Here is a 22,227-nt window from a genome sequence, read left to right on the forward strand (position 1 = left end):
GGCCTCCCGGACGGCAGGCAATCTACCGTGGAATGGTGAGAAGAAAACCGATTGAACTGGCAGCCGTTGCAACCGCGGCAGTCCCCGGACTGACCCCGACGGCCGTTAGCTCTGCCCCGGACGATCCCGCGGACTTCGACTCTGCCCTGCTCCTCGATTCGGAGGGGAAGCGCTGGCGGGTGAGGTCCCCGCGGCATGCCGAGGCCAGCGCACGGCTGGAAACCGAGTTCCTGGTCTTGCGCGCCTTCGCGCCGGGCATTCGGGCTGAGCTGCCTTTTTTGATGCCCACGGTTGCGGGCAGTGTGCGGCTGGGCAGCCTGAGCACCTTCGTGTATTCGCATCTGGGCGGGAGCACCCGCAGCGTCGAAGAACTCACGGCTGGACCGGATGCCCTCGCCCGCGAAATCGGCGTCGCGCTGGCGGCCATTCACGATCTTCCCCGGGCCCTGGTCAGCAACGCGGACCTGCCCAGCTACACCCCGAATGAATTCCGGCAGCGCCGGCTGAATGAGCTGGACCAGGCAGCCACCACCGGGAAGATTCCCCCCGCCCTGCTGCTTCGCTGGGAACACGCGCTGGAAGACGTGTCCCTGTGGCGCTTCAATCCCTGCGTCGTGCACGGGGACCTGCATGAGGACAACCTGATGGTGGAGGGCCAGCGGGTCACGGCGGTGACCGGCTGGACCGATCTCCGCATCGGCGACCCCGCGGACGACTTCGCATGGCTGGTCGCCTCCAACGAGCATGATTTTGTGGATGCCGTCCTGGCGGCCTACACCTCCGGCCGCCGTGACACCCCCGACAACCACCTCCTCCGGCGGGCCGCGCTCTCCGCTGAATTCGCCCTCGCGCAGTACCTGGTGAAGGGGATCGCTGCCGGCGATGCCTCCATGATTGCCGAGGCAGAAGAAATGCTGGACACGCTGGCAAGCGACATCGCTGAGCACGGCGGGCAGCCCATCAGCGTTGAGCCCCTCCCGCCCGCGGCAGCTGCCGGGGCCCCGGGCGCCCCCGCTTCCGGGGCACCTGACGCGGTACGGCCTGAGGGCGTTGCTCCCGAGGCTGTCCCAGGCATCAGGGCGGCCGACGACGACGTGCCGGCAGCCGTGCCGCCGGTCACCGTCCTGCCCGTCCCTGCCCAGCCCGCCGTCGTCGTGACTCAGATTCCGGTCGCCGTGACTCCACTTCCGGTGGAGCCGGAGACCCCCGGCCAAGGGTCCACCGGCGGACCGGACGACACCTCCACCGCGGCGCTCTCAATCGTCGACATCAAGAAGGACTAGGGGAAGCTAGGGCTGCCGCCACGATCCCCTCCAACTGGCCTGCTGTACCCAGGTCGTGGGGCCGCACCACCTCGTTATCGGCAACGTAGAAGAACGCTGCGCGCACGTCCTCCAGCGGCACGCCCTTCAGCCGCGACCATGCCAGCCGGTACACCGCCAGCTGGACGGCCTTGGCCCGAAGCAGGTCCCCGGAGGGCCGCCGGCCGGTCTTCCAGTCCACCAGGTCCCAGCGCCCGTCAGGATCCTGGAACACTGCGTCAACACGTCCACGGACCACCACGTCCCCTATTCGTGTCTCCACCGGAACCTCAATGAAGGCCGGAGAGCGGTGGGCCCAGGGGGACGACCGGAAGGTGGCCACCATGGCGTCGAGGTCGTACGCCGCGTCGATGTGATCATCCGAGCCCGGCGCTTCACCGAGGTCCAGCATGCCGGCCGTGCCAAAGTACTCTTCCACCCACGCGTGGAAAGCCGTGCCCTTCCGGGCCGACATGCCCGGTTCCCGGGGCACGGGCCTGCGCAGCCGCCAGGCCACGGCTGACGGGTCCTCGCCAAGGTCAACGAGCGTGGATGCCGAAATGTGGGCGGGAAGGTGGACGTCGTTGGCTGAAGACCTCCTCGCCCGGCGTTCGAGCAACAACGCTGCTTCCCGGGCCCACCCAGCGGCAACCCCTGTAAGTTCGGGCTCCCGGGTGGCTGTCCGCGCGCGGGGAGCGTCCTCCAGCGCCGCGGCCACCCGGGCAGCCGCGGTTTCCATAGCGCGCCTCCGGCCGCCTGCCAAGCGCAGGCGCTCCCCCGTGCGGGGGTCCACCGGCCCCTCCAGGGGATCGTACGGCCAGCCGGCCACCTCAGTATCGAGCGTCAGCGGACTGGTCTCAGGCAGTGAGGACTCCTCCACTGAGCGCGGATGGATGACGGCCGGCGCCGTGCCCTCGCTTGCCGCGGCGGCCAGAGTTTCAAGCTCTGCCAGGAAGGGCGACATTTCCGCCCGTCCCGACCTGGACCCCACCCAGGCGGCGCTGGACGCCCACAGGACATGCTTGGCCCGGGTGTACGCCACGTAGGCCAGGCGGCGCTCCTCCGATTCCGCGTGGGCCTGGACAGCTGCCTTGAAGTCCTTTTCCGCATCCAGCCAGCCTTTTTGGTCAGGCTGGTCGAGGTCCCACTGGGGAAGGTCTGCCCGGTCACCGCGCAGCGGCCAGGGCAAGGCTGCGGACCCGCTGCTCCAGCGTGAGTCGCGGTCGCTGGGGAAGTCCTTGGCGTTCAGTCCCGGAACAAAAACGACATCCCATTCCAGCCCCTTGGAAGCATGGACCGTAAGCAGCTGCACGGCCTCCCGGTTGACGTCGCCCGGTGGTGCTTCCAGTCCGTTTTCTTCTGCTGACGCAGCCTCCAGCCAGGACAGGAAGGCGAGGATGTCCACGCGTTGGGACGTCCGCAGGAACCCGGCAGCGGCATCCTGGAAGGCATCGAGGTTCCGGCGCGCCTGGTGGATGCTGATGCCGGGCCTGGCGGCAACCTCGATATCAAGGAGCATGGCCCTTTCCACCTCCCCGAGCAGGGTGGTGAGGTCATCCCCAAGGTAGCCCCGGAGCTGACGCAGCTCCGTGGAGAACCGGACCATCCGCTCCCGCGCAGCGGGGGTTAGGGACCTGCCGTTCGATGAGGTCCATCCTTCCCGGGGCAGCCAATCCAATGCCTCCACCAGGCTGGCACCGTCGGTAAGGTCGCCTTCGAGGACGGCCGGGCCGTCATCCGGAAGCTGGTCATCGCCCCGTCCAGCCTGGGCCCGACGCCGGGCAAGCTGGCTGGACCAGTCCCGCAAGGCCATCAGATCTGCGGGGCCGATCCGCCAACGCGCCCCTGCCAGCAGGCGCATCAGCGCATCGGAACGGCCGGGGTCGGCGAGGACACGCAGGGTGGCAACAAGATCCACGATTTCGGGGGTATCAAGGAGCCCGCCCAGTCCGACTATCTCGTAGGGAATGCCTCGGGCCTCCAACTGCCGCCGGATGGGCTCCATTTGTGCGCGCCGCCGGCAAAGGACGGCGATGGCGGGCGGAACCGGCGAACCGTCGGGCTTCAGCTCGAAATCCGTCACCCGGTACTTCAGGACGTCATCGGCGAGCGCTGAGGCTTCATCCACATCGCTTCCGAACCGCCCCAGCACCACAGATCCCGCTGCCGCATACGGGCTCGGCTGCAGCGGCGGCACCTTGGGCGCGGCCGGCCCTCCCCCGCCCGCCGGTCCGCGCTGCGCCGCTGACCGGGCCAGGGATTCAGACATCACGTTGGCAGCGGCCAGGATGGACCGTCCGTTCCGCCACGCCGTTGTCAGGTACGACGTCGGCGCGGGAGCCCAGTCGGCCCCGCCTTCCGCCATTCCCCCTGCCGGGGTGCCCTCCGCCCCGGTTGGCTCTGTCCCATGTCCTGGCCTCCCTTTCCACACGGGGAACTCGCGCACGAAATGGAACAACTGGCCTGCCGACGCACCGCGGAAACCGTAGATCGACTGGTTGGGGTCGCCAACGGCGGTCACCGCGTGCCCGCCGCCGAAGAGCCGGGAGAACAGGACCAGTTGGGCGTGGGACGTGTCCTGGAACTCGTCGAGCAGGACCACTTTGTAGCGCTGCCGTTCCATGTGGGCGGCCAAAGGCACGTCCTGCGCCACGCGGGCGGCAAGGGCCACCAGGTCGCCAAAATCAAGTGCTCCCCGGGCCCGCTTGGCCGCCGCGTACCGGCCAACCATGTCCGCCACGCTTGCCCTGGTCCTCAACATGCCGGCGAGGTCAGCCGCTGCCTGCGGGGCGTTCCTTTTCTTGGTGGCGAGATACGGCAATGACTCAAAGTCGGACAGCCGCGCCATCAGCCAGGCTTCGACGTCTTCGGGTTCCTGGAGGTGCTCGGCGCATTCACCGGCAAGTTGGATGACTGCTTTCACGAGCGTGGACTTGGCGGCGCGGAAATGCCCGTACTCGCCGTCGTAACCCTCCACGACCTCGCTGGCCAACTGCCAGGCCTGCGCGCCGCCCAGCAGGACCACGTCCCGCTCCACTCCAAGGCGGAGCCCATAGTCAGAGACGATGCCGCTGGCGAAGGAGTGGTAGGTGGAAACTTTCGGTTCGAGCGCATCACTGCTGAGCAGCCCGTGCTGGAACACCCTGCCCCCGCTGTCCGCGTCGGCGCCGTCCTGGACACCTCTATCCTGGACAACCACGCGCTGGAGGGCGGCCAGTTTTCCCCTGATGCGCGAGGCGAGTTCACCTGCTGCCTTCCGGGTGAACGTCACGCCCAGCACTTCCTCGGGACGGACCCAGCCATTGGCCACGAGCCACACCACCCGGTCCGCCATGGTGGCTGTCTTGCCGGATCCCGCCCCCGCAATGACCAGCCTCGGCGCGAGCGGCGACGAAATGATGGCCGACTGCTCGGGGGTAGGAACGTTCTTCTCCCCGAGGAGCACCGAAAGCTCCTCGGGGCTGAAGCGGGGCTCCGGGGGTGGCCCTGCATCCCCGCCGGGCCCGGAAACCGGGGCAAGGGCGGAGAGGGCAGTCGGGGAGTTTTGCATGTCCGGCCTCATTCGGTCACTTGCCTTCCGCGCACGCACAGCGGACACACCTCGGGGAGCCTGCAGCCGTGGCCGCCATGGCTTCCCTTCGAGGGATCGTGCCGTGCTTCGAACGTGGTGCCTCCCATTACGGCGGCTGCATCCTTCACCATGTCCATCGCCCAGTTCTCCTGAGGGTCTATGGCGTCCTGATGCTGGATGGCGGGATTCTTTGCCCCGGTGCCGAGCTGGGCCAGGACGGCACCGCCAGGGAGCGGAGCGGCGGGGCTGTCCGGTCGGTCCCGGAAGCCCCCGGCGAGCACCGCGGCCTGGTAGGCGCCGAGCTGGGGATGCCGTGACAGTTCCCCCTTACCGGGCTGGCGTTTTCCGGTTTTGAGGTCCACGATGACCAGCCTGCCTTCGGCGTCCACCTCAAGCCTGTCCACCTGGCCGCGCAGGACAGCGTCCCGGGCGGGAGCATCATCGACAGGAACCTTTCCGAGGGCGACGTCGAAATCCTGTTCCACTCCGAGCAGGCTTCGGCCTTCGCTTCGCATGAGGAGTACATACTGTGCCAGCTTGCGCACCATGGACTCGGCACGCTGGAAGTCCAGCCTGCCCTCCCAGTTGTCCTTCATTCCCAGTGCGGGCCAGCGCCGGACCAGTTCTGCGACATACTCACTGCCGGACGCATCCGGCAGGTCCTGGGCAATGGCGTGGACCAGGGTGCCAAGGCTGCGGGCGAAGTCAGTGGCAGCTTCGCCTCCCGCGGCCTGGATAAACCAGTCAAGCGGGGATTTCTGCACGGTCTCGACTTTTGACGGTGAGACAAAGACGGTACCGCCAGGCGGAACCACCGCTGCCGCCGACGTCAGCGGAAGAAGGCCCCACCAGCTCTGCGGATGCGCGCCGGGCACCGGCGGGTCAGCCTTTGCCAGCCGGGCGAGGACCCTGGCCGCCTCATCCGCCTGCGGAGCGTCCCCGCCGTCCAGCTGGGCGTGCTGCCGGAGTTCGGCAACAAGGGCCCGCAGCGCCATGGGCCGCTGCACTGCCGTGAACGGACGGCCCTCCTGGCCCGGTTCCAGGGGCACAACGTAGTCCAGGAAGGAGGACGGCTGGTCATCCTCGGAGGAAACAGCCGTGCATACGAGCAGTTCGCGGGCGCGGGAGACCGCAGTGGAAAAGCTTCGCAGTTCGTCATACCGGATGTCGCGGAGCCGGCTCAGGGGATCACGCTGCAGGGCGTACCCCGGCCCGTGTTCCACCGCGTCGCTGTACAGCGTACTTCCCAGAAGTTCGCCGCGGAGCCGGGTATTGGGCCACACACCTTCCTGGAGGCCCGCCACTATCACCACCGGCCATTCCCGCCCGGCCGCACTGGCTGGAGTCAACAGTTCCACGGCGTCGTCCACCTGGGCACGGGCAGCGAGGGTGTCCATGGGAAGCTCCTGGTTCAGGAGATACTCGAGGAACTGCTCGGGGCCGGCCCCGGGCATCTGGTCCACGTAACGCTCCGCGGTGTGGAAGAGGGCCATCATGGCATCCAGGTCCCGGTCCGCACGCGCGCCGTGCGGACCGCCGGCAAGGGCGGTTTCCGTCCAGGAACCGGCGAGTCCGGTGGCATCCCAGAGTGCCCACAGCACTGATTCGGCGTTGGCGCCAGGTTGCGCAGCGGCGTGGCGGCCCGCCTGGATCATGCGTGCGCCACGGCGTGCGGCACGGCCTTCGATGCCGAGCGTTTCCAGTGCGCCGGGTTCCAGCAATGCTTCAACCAGCAGGGCGTCGCTGGTCCGGCCTCCGCCGCCCAGGATCTCGTCCCTCCTCAGCGACTGCCGCAGCCGGCGGAGCTCGATCGATGTGGCACCGCCGATCCGGGAGGTCAGGAGGGATACTGCGGCCTCCGGGGTCAGCAGCGCTGGATCCAGTGCAATCGCGAAGGCATCAAGCAGCGGGCGGACTGCCACTTCGTCCCGGACCGCGGACTCCGCCACCGGGACCCGCACAGGAATCCCCTGGCCCGACAGGTAACGCTGGAACTCGCTCACCTGGGCGCCGTTGCGCACGATCACCGCGAGTTCGGCAAGGTCGCGCCCGTGGTTGATGTGCTGGTCCAGGATGCGCTGGGCAACGTAGCGCAGTTCGTGCACGGCGGACGGAACAAGGTGTGCTTCCACTGCCCCTTGGGGCCTGGCGTCGTCGGGTTGATCAGGGTCGGGTTGGTCAAGCCGCCGGGCCAGTTGCCCGCCAGCGCGCTGTGAAATCCGCCCGGCCACTCCAAGCCAGGCTTCGGCCACCGCGGGCGCTTGCCGGTGGGCGTACCGCAGTGGACGCTCCGCCACGGGTGCACCGGGCGACAGCAGCCCGGGCAGTTCTGCCACGAGGTCGGGCCTGGCACCGCGGAAGCCCTGCACCACAGTGTCCGGTGAAAACGCCACGTAGCAGTCCTTCCCGCCGGCGATGTCGGCCAAGAGCTCAAAGACTGCGGGGTTGGCTTCCTGGATGTCGTCCACCAGGATCACCTGCAGCCGGTCCCGTTCCGCCGCCAGGAAGCCGGGAGAGTCCTGGAAAATCTGCCGTACTGCCGTGATGATGCCGGCCGGATCGAAAGCCTCAGGCATCCGCAGGTCCAGGACGTCCCGGTACTCGGCGTACAGGGACGCAGCGGCGATCCAGTCAGGCCTGCGGCACTCGTGTCCCAGCCCTACCAGGTCGCCGGGGGTACGGCCCGACTCGATGATGCGGTCGAACAGCTGCCGGACTTCCTGCCGGAAGCCCCGGGTTTCCAGGGCACCTTCAATGTCGGCGGGCCAGGGAAGCTCCAGGCCGGGCAGGCGATGGCCTTCAAGGAGCTCCTTGATGATGAGGTCCTGCTCCGGGCCTGAGAGGAGCCTGGGCGGCCGGGACAGGGGAAGGATCCCTTCCGCCTTGGCACGCCGGATCACATCAAAGGCGTAGGAGGCCCAGGTCCGCGCGGGGGTGGTGCTCAGGCTCCTGTTCAGCCGGGCCGTGAAGCGGTCCCGCATGGCATCGGCAGCCAGGCGGCTGGGCGCCAGGATCAGTATCCGCTCGGGATCCACGCCGTCACGGGTGACCCTGCTGACGGCGGCCTCCACCAGGACGGTGGTCTTGCCAGTTCCCGGAGCGCCGGGCAGCAAAACCGGCCCTGTTCCCTGGGGGACGTCGACGGCCGCCTGCTGGTCGGCGGAGAGCAGGGGCGCCACGACATGCACCTGGCGGGGCGGCAGCAGCCGCAGGCCGGTTCCTGCAGCTCCGGCCTGCCGCGGGGGCGTACGGCCGTCTCCCGGGCCGGCGGGTTCACCGGAATGACGCGCGGGGCCGTCCGCGGAGCCATCCCGGGATTCGTCAAGGGGGCCGGTGAGGGGCATGGTTACTGTCACAGGGACATTCCATCATCGGCCGCCGACAATCTGTGCAGCCGCCGCTCCAGCATCCCGGCGACCACATCAATCCTGTCGAACTGGGCATCGCTTGGCGCCCAGCGGGCGGCCGAAAGATCCACCCGCCAGCGCCCCTCGCCGGTCCGCTGGAAGTCGAGGTAGGCGCCCAGCAGGGGTGTGCCCTCGGCCAGGTAGCGGCGGAGGGCCTCAGCCTCGTGTCCGTCCGGTGCGTGGCCGCTCGCCTTGAGAATCCGCCACCAGGGGGCTCCGCGCCCGTAGCGACTCATGACCGCACCGACCTGCCTTGGCCCGCCTGAACCCAACAGCTCGGCGACGTCGCCATACGCGACGGCGGATCCGGCGGGCACCAGTTCCACAATGGCCAGCACCGCCTCCACATACTCAATCCGCATTGATCCAATCTAGCCGCAGTGGCGTTCCACGGAATTGTCGGTGGTGCCCTTTAGCGTTGAAGCATGAGCACCTGGAACACCCTCCCCCGCGCAGCCTTCGACCTCGAAACCACAGGGCGCAACTCCCGGGCTGCACGCATCGTCACCGCCTCGGTGACGGTGGTGGACCACACGGGCGACGTCATCCAGGAACACGAGTGGCTGGCGGATCCCGGGGTAGAGATACCCACCGAGGCCAGTGACGTGCACGGCATCACCACCGAACAGGCACGCCGTGAGGGCAGGCCTGCCCACGAAGTGACCCGGGAGGTTGCGGCCGTGCTGCAGGGACTGTTCGACGACGGGACCCCCGTCATCGCCTTCAATGCCAGCTATGACTTCACGGTGCTGGCTGCCGAGTCGGCCCGGTACGGGGTCCCTCAGCTGACCCGCTTCCCGGTCCTGGACCCGTACATCATGAACAAGCAGGTGGACCGCTACCGGAAGGGCAAGCGGACCCTCACGGCGTTGTGCGAGGAATACGGCGTGGTCCTGGACAACGCCCATACGTCGGCCGCTGATGCCTTGGCCACCTTGAGGGTCCTGGACGCCATGGCCGGCAAGTTTCCCAAACTCAGCATGCCGGCCAGCCAGCTGCACCAGCTGCAGGTCGAGTGGGCAGTAAGCCAGGCCGCCGATTTCCAGGACTACCTCCGCAAGACGAAGCCCGCAGCCGTCATCGAAGGTGACTGGCCGGTCCTTCCGCCGCAGGACGCCACTACGGCCGGCTTCTGACCGGGACCTTCTCCGGCAGGGCCACGGCGAGAGATATTTCACAGTCGCACTGCTCACACAACGGGGCCGGTGAGGGACTCAAGGATTCGTCCGCACGGGGCCGCAGGACTCCAGTATGAGGGCCATCAGCGCCTATACGAAAGTTCCTTCGATCCTTTGCCTTCAGAGCCAGCACTTGTTCGCCTCACGGCCGCCAAACACTGAAGTGAGACAATAAAGTTTTGCGGTCACCCCTGCCATGCAGTGCTTGAACAGCCTCGGGCAGGTGCCAGGCGCCACCAGCGCAGCCTTGCGGCCCGGTTGACTTATGACTCAATGAAAGCGACAGACTGATGAAAATCAAAGCGATGAAGTGGCTGACAACCGCTCCCGTGGCAATCGCCCTCGCGGTTTCCCTGGCAGCGTGCGGTTCAGGATCAGCCCAGCCGAGCGGCACGCCCACGGACGCCCTCGCCGGCAGCGACCAGCAGACGCTGGACAAGTACACCACCGCTACCGTCACCCCGATTGACCAGATCGACAAGACCAAGCTCGGCCTGAACACCGAAGGCAAGCTTGAGGTGGGCACCCTGTCGGACGCCCCGCCGAACATCTTCATTGACCCCTCGGGCAAGTTCACCGGCTACGACAACGAGCTGCTGCGGGCCATCGCCGGCAAGCTCGGCCTTGAGGTCGAGTTTGTTGCCACGGACTTCTCCGCCCTGCTTTCCCAGGTTTCCACCAAGCAGTTCGACGTCGGATCCTCCTCCATCTCCACCACGGACGCGCGCCGCCAGAACGTCGGCTTCACCAACGGCTACGACTTCGGCTTCATGGCCGTGGTTGCCAAGACCGACAGCGGCATCAAGGGCTTTGCCGACCTTAAGGACGATCTCCGGATCGGCGTCGTCCAGGGCACCGTCCAGGACGACTACGTGACCAACACCCTGAAGATGGAACCCATCCGCTTCCCGGACTACGCCACGGTTTACGCCAACGTGCGCAACGGCCAGGTGGACGCCTGGGTGGCTCCGTCGCAGCAGGCCAGCGGCCAGGTGAAGGAAGGCGACGGCACCGCGATCGTCGAATCCGTCGTCAACACGCAGAACTTCACTGCCTACGCGGTGGCCAAGGACAACCAGCCGCTGATCGACGCGCTGAACTCCGGCCTTGACGCTGTCATCGCCGACGGAACCTGGACCAAGCTGACCAAGGAATGGTACCCGGACCGCGAGATGCCCTCTGACTGGAAGCCGGGCAGCAAGGCCGCCACGGTTCCCCAGAGCTGATTGAGCCGGGACGTTCATGGATCTCTTGGACCAGCTGGCTGACACCTTCTTCAACTGGGAGGAAATGGCCAAAGTCATTCCCGCCCTGTTCATGGTGGGCCTGCCCAACACCCTGATATTGGCCGTCGCCTCCGGCATCCTCGGCTCCCTGCTGGGGCTGGGGCTCGCCATGATGGGGATTTCCCGCAACGCGGGCGCCCGTTGGGTGGCACGCATCTACACCGATATCTTCCGGGGCCTCCCTGCCATCCTGGTGATCCTGGTCATCGGCATTGGCCTCAGTCCCATCGCCCGGGAAATCACCGGATCCAGGAACCCCTACCCCCTGGGCATCCTGGCCTTGACGCTGATCGCGGCCGCCTACATCGGCGAGATCTTCCGCTCGGGCATCCAGAGTGTGGAGAAGGGCCAGCTGGAGGCCTCCCGGGCCCTTGGCTTCAGCTACGGCAGTTCCATGCGCCTCGTGGTGGTGCCGCAGGGAATCCGGCGGGTCCTTCCCGCCCTGGTAAACCAGTTCATCTCGCTGCTGAAGGATTCCTCACTGGTGTTTATGCTCGGGCTTGCCGCCTCGGACCGGGAGATCTTCCGGATCGGAAACGACGCGATGGCCAACACCGGCAACCTGTCTCCGCTGGTGGCCGCAGGTGTGCTGTACCTGATCCTGACCGTCCCGCTCACCCACTTCGTGAACTTCATCGACCACCGGCTGCGAACCGGCAAGCCGGAAAAGAAGGAACCGGATGAGCTGGCAGCACCTATCGGCAAGGGGGCACAGGCATGACGGAATTCGCTTCCGGAACCCTGACCGGCAAGAACCTGCACCTCTCCTTCGGCCACAACCATGTTCTCCGCGGCATCGACCTGCACGTGGAGAAGGGCACCACTGCCTCGGTGATCGGCCCATCGGGGTCGGGCAAGTCCACCCTCCTGCGCGTCATGAACCGGCTGATCGAGCCGGACCAGGGCGACATCCTCCTGGATGGCCGTTCGGTCCTGAAGGACAACCCGGACGAGCTGCGGCAACGGATCGGCATGGTGTTCCAGCAGTTCAACCTGTTCCCGCACAAGACCGTGGTGGACAACGTATCCCTCGCGCTGCGGAAGCTGCGCAAACTCTCCAAGGAGCAGGCACGCGCCGAGGCCCTGGAGCAGTTGGACCTGGTGGGCCTGAGGCACAAGGCCGATGCCCGCCCGGCAAACCTTTCCGGAGGCCAGCAGCAGCGCGTTGCCATCGCCCGGGCACTTGCCATGAAGCCGGAGGTGATGTTCTTTGATGAGGCCACCTCCGCGCTGGACCCCGAGCTTGTTAAGGGAGTCCTGGCGCTGATGGCCGACCTCGCGAAGGGGGGCATGACCATGGTGGTGGTGACCCACGAAATGGGCTTCTCCCGCAACGTCTCGAACACCGTGACGTTCATGGACGCCGGAGTGGTTGTCGAATCCGGGCCGCCGGAGCAGATCTTCACCGCACCGGCAACGGACCGCCTCAAGGGCTTCCTCTCGGACGTCCTGTAGTTCCCGAAGCACATAAAGAAATCCCCGGCTGCAGCCCGCAGCCGGGGATTTCTTTATGTGTGGCCGGGATGTTCCGGAGTTTCTAGCCCCGGGCCGCTGCTGCCGCCTTGGCTGCGGCAGGCAGTGCATCATAGATCCGGTTCATGGCCGCGTCGTCATGAGCAGCGGACAGGAACCAGGCCTCAAAGACCGACGGCGGCAGGTACACCCCGGACTCCAGCATCGAGTGGAAGAACGGCGCGTAGCGGAAGCTCTCCTGCGCCTGGGCGTCAGCGTAGTTGTGGACGCCGTTGGCTGAGGTGCCGAAGGCCACCGAGAAGAGGTTGCCGGCAAACTGGATGGAGTGGTCCACCCCGGCGGAGTCCAGAGCGCTGGACAGTGCCGAGGAAAGTTCCAGCGAGCGGACATCGATAAAGGAGTAGACGTCCCGGGTGGCATGGGTCAGGGTGGCCACACCGGCCGCCATCGCCACCGGGTTTCCGGAGAGCGTTCCGGCCTGATAGACGGGACCCGTCGGGGCCAGGTAGTCCATGACGTCGGCACGCCCGCCGAGGGCCGCCGTCGGCATTCCTCCGCCGATGACTTTGCCAAACGTAAGCAGGTCCGGGGTCCACGGCTCGGCAGCGTCCGGCGCTCCGCCGGTAAGCCCCCAGTAGCCGGAATAGCCGGTGCGGAACCCGGTGAGCACTTCGTCCACGATGAGCAGTGCCCCGTGTTCGCGGGTGATGCGGGACAGGCCCAGGTTGAAGCCTTCCTCCGGTGTCACCACGCCCATGTTCGCCGGCGCTGCCTCCGTGATGACAGCGGCGATGTTGGGCCCGTGGGTGGCGAAGGCTTCCTTGACGGCGGCAAGGTCGTTGTAGGGAAGCACCAGCGTTTCTGCGGCCGTGGCCTCGGTGACGCCGGCGGAACCCGGCAGGGCGAGGGTGGCGACGCCGGACCCTGCGGCGGCAAGGAGTCCGTCCAGGTGGCCGTGGTAGCAGCCGGCAAACTTGATGATGAGGTTGCGTCCGGTGAAGCCGCGGGCCAGGCGCACGGCGGTCATGGTGGCTTCGGTGCCGGTGGACACCATCCGGAGGCGTTCGACGGCGGGTACGCGGTCCTTCACGATTTCCGCCAGGTTGGCCTCGTCCGGGGTGGACGCTCCGAAGGACAGGCCGCGGTCCACGGCGGCGTGGACGGCCTCCAGCACAGCCGGGTGGGCGTGGCCCAGCAGCGCCGGACCCCAGGAGCAGACCAAGTCCACGTATTCCTTGCCGTCGGCGTCCGTGAGGTACGGTCCCTTGGCGGAGACCATGAAGCGCGGGGTACCGCCCACGGACCCGAAGGCGCGGACCGGTGAGTTGACCCCGCCCGGCATCAACTGGCGGGCGCGGTCGAAGAGTTCCTCGTTGCGAGGGTTGCTGGCAGTCATGGTTCCTATTCTCTCAGGTGGCCGGCGCCGGGTGCGTCAGGTGCCGAGCAGTTCAGCCACGCGCGGCGCCACGGCCGTACCCAGCAGCTCGATGGAGCGCATCATTGCAGAGTGCGGCAGCGGCCCGTTGCTGTATTTGAGGTCGAAGCGGTCCACGCCCAGGTTCTGTTTCAGCAGCACGATCTTGCGCGCCACCGTTTCCGGGGAGCCGACATACAGCGCCCCTTCCGGAGCGCACAGCGCCTCAAACTCGCCCCGTCCGGCAGGCCCCCAGCCCCGTTCAGCGCCGAGCTTGTTCCGCAGCTTCAGCCAGTGCGGGAAGAGTTCCTCCCTGGCCTGCTCGTCGGTCTCCGCCACGTGTCCGGGAGAATGCGTGGCAACCTGCTGCATCGGGTGGCCGTACTTGGCCATGGCCTCGCGGTACAGGTCCACCAGCGGCCGGAAGCCACGCGGCTGCCCGCCGATGATCGCGAAGATGATGGGATAGCCGTATTGGGCGCACCTCAGCACGGACTCGGGGGTGCCGCCGACGCCGATCCAGGTGGGCAGCAGGTGCCGCTCGAGCGGCGGGTACACGCTCAGCCCGGCCACGGGCGGCCTGGTACGGCCCTCCCAGTGCACTGGTTTCTGTGCCCGCACCTTGTCAAAGAGCTCGAGTTTTTCCTCGAACAGGATCTCGTAGTCTGCGAGGTCCAGTCCGAACAGCGGGAAGGACTCGATGAAGGAGCCGCGGCCCAGCATGACTTCAGCGCGGCCGTTGGAAAGGGCATCCACTGTGGAGAAACGCTGGAACACGCGGATGGGGTCATCGGAACTCAGGACCGTGACGGCTGAGCCCAGCCGGATCCGGGTGGTGCGGGCGGCAGCGGCGGCGAGGAAGACTTCCGGCGCTGAAACGGCATAGTCCTTGCGGTGGTGCTCGCCCACGCCAAACGCATGGAGTCCGACGGCGTCCGCCATCTGAGCCTCTTCAAGCAGCTGGCGGAGTACCCGGGCATGCGGCTGCGGGCTTCCGTCCGGATTCTCGCCGACGTCGCCGAACGTGTTCAGGCCCAGGAGTATCCGGTCCGGTGCCACCGGGGCGGTGGGACTCTCCGGAACAGCGACGGGCCGGGGTGTCGGTGAGCCAGCCATCAGGACTCCTTCAGCCAGCCGGCCAGTTCGGCGGCCCAGTAGGTCAGGACCATGTGGGCACCGGCGCGGCGGATGCCCAGTACCGATTCGGTGATGGCGGCGCGCCGGTCGATCCAGCCGTTGGCGGCCGCGGCCTCGATCATCGCGTATTCTCCGGAGATCTGGTAGGCGGCCACCGGCACCGGACTCATGGCGGCGACGTCTGCGACGATGTCCAGGTAGCTCATGGCGGGCTTGACCATGACGACGTCGGCCCCCTCGGCGAGGTCCAGTTCCACTTCGCGCAGGGCCTCGGTGCGGTTGCCGGCGTCCATCTGGTAGGTCCGCCTGTCCCCCTTCAGCTGGGAATCAACGGCTTCGCGGAACGGGCCGTAGAACGCCGACGCGTACTTGGCTGCGTAGGCGATGACGGAGGTGTTGGTGTGCCCGGCTTGGTCAAGGGCGGACCGGATCGCGGCAACCTGGCCGTCCATCATTCCGGAGGGCCCCAGCATGTGGGCGCCGGCGTCTGCCTGGGCCACGGCCATCCGTGCGTAGATCCCAACCGTGCGGTCGTTGTCCACGTAGCCGTCGGCGTCGAGCACTCCGCAGTGCCCGTGGTCCGTGAACTCGTCCAGGCACACATCGCTCATGATCACCAGGCTGTCCCCGACTTCGGCACGCACGTCCCGGATGGCCTTGTTCAGCACCCCGTCCGGGTCAAGCGATGCCGTTCCCTCGGCGTCGCGGGTTTCCGGGATGCCGAACAGCATGATTCCGCCGAGCCCCAGCTCCACGGCTTCCGCCGCGGCGCGCTTCAGGGTGTCGGTGGTGTGCTGGACAACCCCTGGCATGGAGGTGATGGGGTTGGGCTCGGCCAGGCCTTCGCGGATGAACGCCGGAAGAATCAACTCGGCGGGCGCCAGGCGGGTTTCGGCGGTAAGCCGGCGCATGGCCGGCGTGGTGCGGAGGCGGCGGGGGCGGTCGCTGGGAAAAGTCATGATCCTGTCCTTTGCTTTGGTTCAAGCGTGGTGGGTGTCCGTTGGCGGGCGTCCCCCGCGTCAGGGCGGCTTCCCTGCGTCTTGTTCCGGCTGGAGGGCTGCCGCCACGGCAGCAACAAGCCCGGCCGGCGTGGGCCGGGCCGCGATGGCGGCCACCGGCAAGCCAAGCGCGGAAGCCTGGTCCGCCGTCGGCCGCCCAATCGCCACGAACCGGCAGCGGCCCAGGGGAAACAGCTCATGGAGGCGCCGCGCGGCGCTCGGTGAAGCGGCGATCACGGCGTCGATGCGTCCCGCGGCGAGTTCGGCGGCGGCGGTTGCCGGGGTCAGCAAAGCGTACGACGGCGGCTGCCCCTCCCCTGCCCCGGCCTCCGCCGGGATGGCGAGCCTGCGCTCCGCTGCCGCCGGGTAGTCCACCGTGCGGTAGGCCGTGACGGCGGTGACGCTGCCGCCGGCCCCTGAAAGTCCCTCCGCCAGGCGCGGCGGCGCGATGTCCGCCTGCGGCAGCAGGACCTTGCCGCCCCCGTCCGGCCACACGGACAGCAGGCCGGCGGCGGACTGATCCTCCTCCGGCGCCAGGGCCACAGCAACCCCATGGGCCTCCAGTAGCCTGCGGGTCGCAGCGCCCACGGCTGCGATGCGGGTGGCAGCCGGGATCCAGCGGGCCAGCGCCAGGCCACGTTCGGCGGCCTTGGCAGCGAGCACATGGACCGTGGTGGCGCTGCTGACTACCAGCCAGTCGAAGGCCCCGGCGGCCAGGGCATCGCAGGCAACGTCAAGCGAATGCTGGTCCGGAGCCCGTTCGAAGTCGATCAAGGGCAGCAGCAATGCGTCGGCTCCAGCCTTCCGCAGCGCCTCCACGAGGGGCAGCGAGCGCTCCGGGCTGCGGGTGATGAGTACCCGCGCCCCCGCCAACGGTGCCTTGGGCATGGCCGGGATCAGGAAGCCTGCAGGTCCGCTATGTCAGCGGCGCCGGCGGCCAGGAGTGCTTCGGCAAGTTCGATGCCGAGCAGCGTGGCACCCACCTCTGTCAGGCCGTCGGTGGCGCGCTTGTCCCGGACCGAGGCGGTGCCGTCCACGGCACATACCGCCGCCTCCAGGTGGAGCAGGCTGCCCTTGCGGTAAGCGTAGGCGCCGACGGGCGCCGCGCATCCGGCCTCAAGCCGTGCAAGCAGGGCCCGTTCCGCCGTGACGGCAAGCCGGGTGTCCGGATCATCCAGCGCAGCCAGCGCCTGCGCCAGGACTTCCTTCGAACCTTCTGCGAAGCCGGGCCTCGGCGGAGCGTCCGCGGTGCGGCACTCGATGGCGAGCGCGCCCTGGCCTGCAGCGGGCAGCATAACGTCCGTTTCGAGGAACTCGCTGACCGTATCCAGGCGGCTGATGCGTTCCAGGCCTGCGGCTGCGAGAACCACGGCATCCAGGTCGCAGGACTTGCCCGGAACCACGTCGCTGACGGTGTTGCCCGGCAACCCGGGAACCCGCCCCAGGCGGGTGTCCACGTTGCCGCGGATGTCCACGATCTCCAGGTCCGGGCGGGCGGTGCGGAGCTGGGCTGCGCGCCGGGGCGAACCGGTACCCACCCTGGCACCTGCGGGAAGGTCAGCCAGTTTCAGCCCGTCGCGGGCACACAGGACGTCGCGGACATCGACGCGCCGCGGGGTGGCCGCGAGGCTGAGCCCCACTGCCGCCCCGGTGGGCAGGTCCTTGAGCGAGTGGATCGCAACGTCGCATTCATTGCGCAGCAGCGCATCACGCAGGGCGGCAACGAAGACCCCGGTGCCCCCCATCTGCGAGAGCGAGCCGGTGAGGACGTCGCCGTCGGTCCTGATGTGGACGAGTTCCACCGGGAAGCCTCCGACGGCGGCAAGCTGGTCTGCCGTCTGCTGCGTCTGGGTGAGCGCCAGCTTGCTGGCCCGGGTGCCGATGCGGACCGTCACTGCTGCGGCGCTCCCCCGGAAGAGGCCGGCTGCCCCGTCCCGGCTTCGCCGGGATAGGGGTCGTGCCCGGTGCCAACGGTGGTGTCTGCTCCGGCGATGGTGGGCTTCTCGCCACGGAAGTTCTGGCAGCATCCCGGCCGGCAGACGTCGTACCAGGGACCGAGGTCCGTCAGCGCCGGACGGCCGCTGATGTTGTTCGCCACGGTGCGTTCGGAGATCAGGTCCACCAGGCCGTTGACGAATTTGCGGTGCGTGCCCGGCGTGGGGACGCGGGTGGCGGCGAGTCCAAGCTTGGCGCAGGTTTCCAGGGCTTCGGTGTCAAGGTCCCAGACAACTTCCATGTGGTCGCTGACGAACCCCAGCGGCACAATGACGATGCCCTTGACGCCCTGGCCGGCCAACTCCTCGATGGCGTCATTGATGTCCGGCTCGAGCCATGGCACGTGCGGAGCGCCGGAGCGTGACTGGTACACCAGGGACCAGGGGGCGGTCAGGCCGGTTTCGTCCTTGACGCGCTGTATGACGGCATCCGCGGTGGCAAGGTGCTGGGCCACGTAGGCCGAGCCTTCCTCGAACTCGCGGGGTTCGCCTTCGGACCGGCCTGCCGCTTCCGCGTCCCGGGTGGGAATGGAATGGGTGGCGAACAGGATCTGGACGGGCGCGTCGGGAGTGCCGGCCGCAGCGAGCTTTTCCCGGACCTCGGCGAGGCCTGCAGCGGCGCCCTCAATGAAGGGCTCCACGAAGCCGGGGTGGTCGAAGTACTGGCGCACCTTGTCCACTTCCAGCCGGCCGTCCAGGCCGGTCTCCGTCAAGGCCATGCCGATGTCCTCGCGGTACTGGCGGCAGCTGGAGTAACAGGAGTAGGCACTCGTGGTGATCATCAGCAGTCGGCGGTGGCCGGCGTCGTACGCATCCTGCAGGGTCTGCGGGATGTACGGTGCCCAGTTGCGGTTGCCCCAGAGGACGGGCAGGTCGATTCCCCGGGCGGCGAGTTCCGCCTCCAGGGCAGCCTTGAGCTCGCGGTTCTGCTGGTTGATGGGACTGATGCCGCCGTTGGCGCGGTAGTGGTGCGAGACCTCTTCCAGCCGCTCGTCCGGGATGCCCCGGCCGCGGGTGACGTTGCGGAGGAAGGGGATGACGTCCTCCTGGCCTTCCGGCCCGCCGAAGGAGGCGAGGAGCACGGCGTCGTAGTTCTTCGGCGCCATCCGCCCGGCCTCGGTGACCGGATTGACGGCGGCGGCGTTGCTGGAAACCGGCAGGCTCACGCGAGGACCTCCGCCACTTCGGCCGGGGAGATCCGGCGTCCGGTGTAGAACGGGACTTCCTCACGGACGTGGTTGCGGGCCTCGGTGTTGCGCAGGTGGCGCATCAGGTCCACCAGGTCCACCAGTTCCGGGGCCTCAAGGCCCAGGATCCATTCCCAGTCGCCCAGGGCGAACGAAGAAACGGTGTTGGAGATGACCTGCGGGAACTCCCGGCCCAGGAGGCCGTGCTCGCGAAGCATGGCGCCCCGCTCGTCCTCGGGGAGGATGTACCACTCGTAGGACCGGACGAAGGGGTAGACGCACAGCCACTCCGCCGGCGCAACCCCACGGGAGAACGCCGGGGTGTGGTTCTTCGCAAACTCGGCCTCGCGGTGCACGCCCATGGCGGACCACACAATCTCGGTGCCGGCAAACAGGCTGCAGCGGCGGATGTCCCGGATGGCCTGCTGCAGGGCTTCCGGCTTCGGGCCGTGGAGCCACACCATGACGTCGGCGTCAGCCCGCATCGCGGAGACGTCGTAGCTTCCGCGGTGGGTCACCCCGGCCTGGGCAAGCCGCTCCAGCAGGGTCTCGAAGTCAGCGGCGGCGTCGGCGCTGCGGATCAGGTTTTCGGAGCGCTTGAATACCGTCCAGAGGGTGAAAAACTGCTCGGCTGATTCTTCGGTTTTAGTGACAGATTCGGCAGAAGTGTGGCTCATGGTTACAAGTTTGCCCCCTTCTGCCCACCAAGGCGAAACCAGCGACTTCTACAAGCGGTAGAAGTGATTAAAGTCACGCCGGCGCCGGGACTGCATGCGGCATCCGCCGGTTTCGGCTACGGCTTCCGCATTCGGAAGTAGGCTGCACCGGCCGCGGCAGCCAGGCCCACCAGGCCAACGCCGAGCCCGACCATCACGGCTTCCAGTTCCGGCTGCGACTTGACGATGGCGCCAACGCTCTGCGCCGCGCTGCGGGGGACGCCCGCGGCCTGCGGGGCGGGGCCTCCGGCTTCCTGTGGTGCGGCGGCAGCCTGCGTTGCGGCGGCAGCCTGCGTTGCGGCCGCGGGTACCGGCGCTTCAGCCCCGGCCACGGATTCCCCGCCGGGCCCGGCCTGGCCGGCTCCGCTTTCGCCTGCCGGCAGTTCCATCGCGGGCGGGTTTCCGCCGGCTGCCGCGGCGCCGTTCACCTCTCCGGCAGATTCCGACGACGGCACGGGCACCGTACCCGGAGCCGCGGCCTGGGCAGCGGTTTCCGGGGTGGGGGCGGCAGGAGCCTCGGCTGCGGGAAGTTCCTGGGCCTGGGACTCCGGCGATGGCGAGGATGGCACCGGAACGATTACTGCCGGAGCCGTCGCGGCCGGGAGAAGCGGAACGTCCGACGGCGTCGGGAGTGGTATCGACGGCAAGGGTGCCGGAAGTGCCAAGGAAGCTGTCGTGGGAGCCGTGGTCACGGCCGGCGCCAGCGAAGTCGTGACCGCCGGCAGGAGCGCTGTGGGGACGGACAATACCGAAAGGGTGGCCGCCTGCCGCGCTTCCTTCCCATCCCGGCCCTGGCCCGTGGCGTCCTGGCCCGTGGCGTCCTGGCCCGGGCCGGCATCGACGCCGGATTGCGGATTCCCGTCATCACCGTGGGATGCCGGAACGCCTGTTGCAAGGACCAGTACCGCTCCGACTGCCGCAGCCGCAGTGCCGCGCCGGAGCCCCCCATGGATACCGGTCCGGGATGTGAAAAGTTCGGACCTGATGTAAACCATAGTCATCGACCCTAGCCATATCGGAAGGGGAAACGGAAACCGGCGAAGTACCCGGCCGCAACGCCTGTGGGGCGCCGTAACGCCCTGCTGCGCCGCTGACCAGCGGCAACATTTAGCGGGCCAGGGCCCGGATCTGTTCGTTCGTGTCGGACACCACGGCGGCAAGCCCGTTGCCGGCCACCCAGCCTCCCACCACGGCCAGGTTCCCCGCCGACGCGCAGGCTTCCCGGATTTCGGCCACCCGCGCTTTATGGCCTACGGCGGCGAAGGGCAGCGACCCGCGCCAGCGGACCACGTCCCAGCCCAGCAGGTTTTCCTTGGTGATGGGGACGCCCAGCAGGGCCCGGGCATCGCGCAGCGACGCGGCCAGGAGTCCTTCATCCGTGTCCGGGCCACCGGACTGTTCGCCGGCCCCGTCCACGCGCCCGTACGAGAGCCGGACCACGTGCCGTCCCGGCCCGGCGGCATCGGCCAGCCAGTCCCACTTTCCGGTCGCGTGCGTCAGTGCCTTCGCTTCAATACCGGGAGTCTGCGGTGCCACCAGGACGCCTGAGCCGCGCGGCCGGCGGTCAAGTTCATGGCCGGCCAGGACCAGCGTGACAAGCTTGACGTCCGGGCCTGCCGGCGGCCGCTTCCCTGCAAGGCCGGGCACCGCGTCTTCAAGCAGTCCGACGGCGGCCGGACCGTCCACTGCCACTACCAGCAGGCCGGCGTCGAACGTTGCTCCTGCCGACCTGACGCGCCAGCCTTCAGGGGTGCGGATCACGGACTCGGCCGGGGTGCCGGGCAGCAGCCTGACTCCCCGGCGGCGGAGGTCGGAGACCAGGGCGGAGATGAGCGTGTGCATGCCGCCCTCCAGCCCCGCAACCGCGGAGCCTGCCTTGGCCGGACCGGCAGGGGCCGGCGTGTCCCCCTGCGCGGCAGGAGCAGCCCCCATGCGGCGCTGGGCGGAGACGGCGGCGGCCAGGGACCCGTACCGCCGCAGCCCCTCGCGCAGCCCGGGTGCCACCATGTCGACGTCGAGCATCCCGGGATCCGCCGAGTGGACGCCGCCCACAACCGGCGCCACCAGCCGCTCCAGGACACGGGTGCCCATGCGCGCCTTGACCAGTGCCGAGACACTGATAACGTCCGCTGTGGTCCCAACCGAAGCCGGGAGGAACCTATCGAGGGAGGCCCGGAGGGTGCCGATGAGGCCGAGGGAACGCCGGACTTCGGGATCCCACGGGTTGGCCGGAATTCCCAGCACACCTGTCTTCGGCAACTCGCGCGGGCCGTCCGGGAGCTGGACCCAGGCACCCCCCGGGCGGGGCGGCACGATCTTGGCCGACAGTCCCAGCTCAGCGGCCAGCGCTGAGACAGCGTCGGACCGGGTGGCGAAGGATTCGGCGCCGCTGTCAAGGGTCAGGCCGGCCACCGTGTGGCTGCCCACGCAGCCGCCCCATTCAGCTCCGGCGTCAAGGAGCGTCACCTGGTGCCCGGCGGACGCCAGCCCGCGGGCGGACAGCAGTCCCGAGATGCCGCCGCCCAGCACCAGTGCCGTCCCGGTTGTTGCCGACGTACTGCCCAT

The 22,227-nt window shown here is 68.3% G+C and carries 17 protein-coding genes; 5 read left to right on the plus strand and 12 right to left on the minus strand.

The genetic code is table 11. The annotated features are described in order from the left end of the window. The first annotated feature begins 35 nt into the window (after positions 1 to 35). Complete coding sequence (locus SMD14_RS13480; protein ID WP_321216274.1) at positions 36 to 1,283, plus strand: macrolide 2'-phosphotransferase; 1,248 nt, start codon at positions 36 to 38, stop codon at positions 1,281 to 1,283. Here SMD14_RS13480 and SMD14_RS13485 read toward each other — a convergent pair. The 3 genes from SMD14_RS13485 to SMD14_RS13495 are packed head-to-tail and all read right to left on the minus strand — an operon-like array spanning position 1,270 to position 8,641. After that, positions 1,270 to 4,851, minus strand: a complete 3,582-nt coding sequence (locus SMD14_RS13485) for an ATP-dependent DNA helicase (RefSeq protein WP_321213964.1) — start codon at positions 4,849 to 4,851, stop codon at positions 1,270 to 1,272. The two genes, SMD14_RS13480 and SMD14_RS13485, sit on opposite strands and share 14 nt — an antisense overlap. Positions 4,852 to 4,859: 8 nt before the next feature. After that, entirely contained in the window at positions 4,860 to 8,228 is a 3,369-nt protein-coding gene (locus tag SMD14_RS13490) for an ATP-dependent DNA helicase (RefSeq protein ID WP_321213965.1), read from the minus strand. Next, positions 8,225 to 8,641, minus strand: coding sequence for an MGMT family protein (locus SMD14_RS13495; protein ID WP_321213966.1), 417 nt, complete (start codon positions 8,639 to 8,641; stop codon positions 8,225 to 8,227). The genes SMD14_RS13490 and SMD14_RS13495 overlap by 4 nt, the downstream gene beginning before the upstream one ends. A 63-nt stretch (positions 8,642 to 8,704) precedes the next feature. On the opposite strand from SMD14_RS13495, the gene SMD14_RS13500 reads away from it, so the two are divergent. The 4 genes from SMD14_RS13500 (at position 8,705) to SMD14_RS13515 (ending at position 12,198) form a co-directional block, all read left to right on the plus strand. Further along, positions 8,705 to 9,415 (plus strand): 3'-5' exonuclease, encoded by a 711-nt coding sequence (locus SMD14_RS13500; protein ID WP_157241731.1) that lies wholly within the window; start codon positions 8,705 to 8,707, stop codon positions 9,413 to 9,415. A gap of 332 nt (positions 9,416 to 9,747) precedes the next feature. Next, complete coding sequence (locus SMD14_RS13505; RefSeq protein ID WP_157241730.1) at positions 9,748 to 10,683, plus strand: ABC transporter substrate-binding protein; 936 nt, start codon at positions 9,748 to 9,750, stop codon at positions 10,681 to 10,683. A gap of 16 nt (positions 10,684 to 10,699) precedes the next feature. Then, complete coding sequence (locus tag SMD14_RS13510; protein ID WP_104998485.1) at positions 10,700 to 11,464, plus strand: amino acid ABC transporter permease; 765 nt, start codon at positions 10,700 to 10,702, stop codon at positions 11,462 to 11,464. Continuing rightward, positions 11,461 to 12,198 (plus strand): amino acid ABC transporter ATP-binding protein, encoded by a 738-nt coding sequence (locus SMD14_RS13515; protein WP_157241729.1) that lies wholly within the window; start codon positions 11,461 to 11,463, stop codon positions 12,196 to 12,198. The genes SMD14_RS13510 and SMD14_RS13515 overlap by 4 nt, the downstream gene beginning before the upstream one ends. A gap of 82 nt (positions 12,199 to 12,280) precedes the next feature. Here the strand turns inward: SMD14_RS13515 and hemL are convergent, their stop codons facing one another. The 9 genes from hemL to hemG form a co-directional block, all read right to left on the minus strand. After that, positions 12,281 to 13,612 carry a glutamate-1-semialdehyde 2,1-aminomutase gene (gene hemL, locus SMD14_RS13520; protein ID WP_321213967.1) on the minus strand — a complete coding sequence of 444 codons (1,332 nt, stop codon included), beginning with the start codon at positions 13,610 to 13,612 and terminating at the stop codon, positions 12,281 to 12,283. 36 nt (positions 13,613 to 13,648) lie between these two features. Continuing rightward, positions 13,649 to 14,746: an LLM class flavin-dependent oxidoreductase gene (locus SMD14_RS13525; RefSeq protein ID WP_321213968.1), complete on the minus strand. Its 1,098-nt coding sequence runs from the start codon at positions 14,744 to 14,746 to the stop codon at positions 13,649 to 13,651. Continuing rightward, positions 14,746 to 15,726, minus strand: a complete 981-nt coding sequence (hemB, locus tag SMD14_RS13530; protein WP_157241726.1) for a porphobilinogen synthase — start codon at positions 15,724 to 15,726, stop codon at positions 14,746 to 14,748. Before hemB ends, SMD14_RS13525 begins: the two co-directional genes overlap by 1 nt. A 60-nt stretch (positions 15,727 to 15,786) precedes the next feature. Beyond that, positions 15,787 to 16,653, minus strand: a complete 867-nt coding sequence (locus SMD14_RS13535; RefSeq protein WP_321213969.1) for a uroporphyrinogen-III synthase — start codon at positions 16,651 to 16,653, stop codon at positions 15,787 to 15,789. Positions 16,654 to 16,661: 8 nt separating this feature from the next. After that, positions 16,662 to 17,660 (minus strand): hydroxymethylbilane synthase, encoded by a 999-nt coding sequence (gene hemC, locus SMD14_RS13540; RefSeq protein WP_321213970.1) that lies wholly within the window; start codon positions 17,658 to 17,660, stop codon positions 16,662 to 16,664. After that, complete coding sequence (locus SMD14_RS13545) at positions 17,657 to 18,865, minus strand: ferrochelatase (protein ID WP_321216275.1); 1,209 nt, start codon at positions 18,863 to 18,865, stop codon at positions 17,657 to 17,659. The genes hemC and SMD14_RS13545 overlap by 4 nt, the downstream gene beginning before the upstream one ends. Positions 18,866 to 18,921: 56 nt before the next feature. Beyond that, complete coding sequence (hemQ, locus tag SMD14_RS13550; RefSeq protein WP_321213971.1) at positions 18,922 to 19,623, minus strand: hydrogen peroxide-dependent heme synthase; 702 nt, start codon at positions 19,621 to 19,623, stop codon at positions 18,922 to 18,924. A gap of 116 nt (positions 19,624 to 19,739) precedes the next feature. Continuing rightward, positions 19,740 to 20,663, minus strand: a complete 924-nt coding sequence (locus SMD14_RS13555) for a hypothetical protein (protein ID WP_321213972.1) — start codon at positions 20,661 to 20,663, stop codon at positions 19,740 to 19,742. Positions 20,664 to 20,769: 106 nt separating this feature from the next. Next, a complete protein-coding gene (hemG, locus tag SMD14_RS13560; protein WP_321213973.1) occupies positions 20,770 to 22,227 on the minus strand; it encodes a protoporphyrinogen oxidase in 1,458 nt (485 codons plus the stop codon).

The organism is Pseudarthrobacter oxydans (assembly GCF_034258515.1).
In the GTDB taxonomy this organism is placed as follows: Bacteria; Actinomycetota; Actinomycetes; order Actinomycetales; family Micrococcaceae; genus Arthrobacter.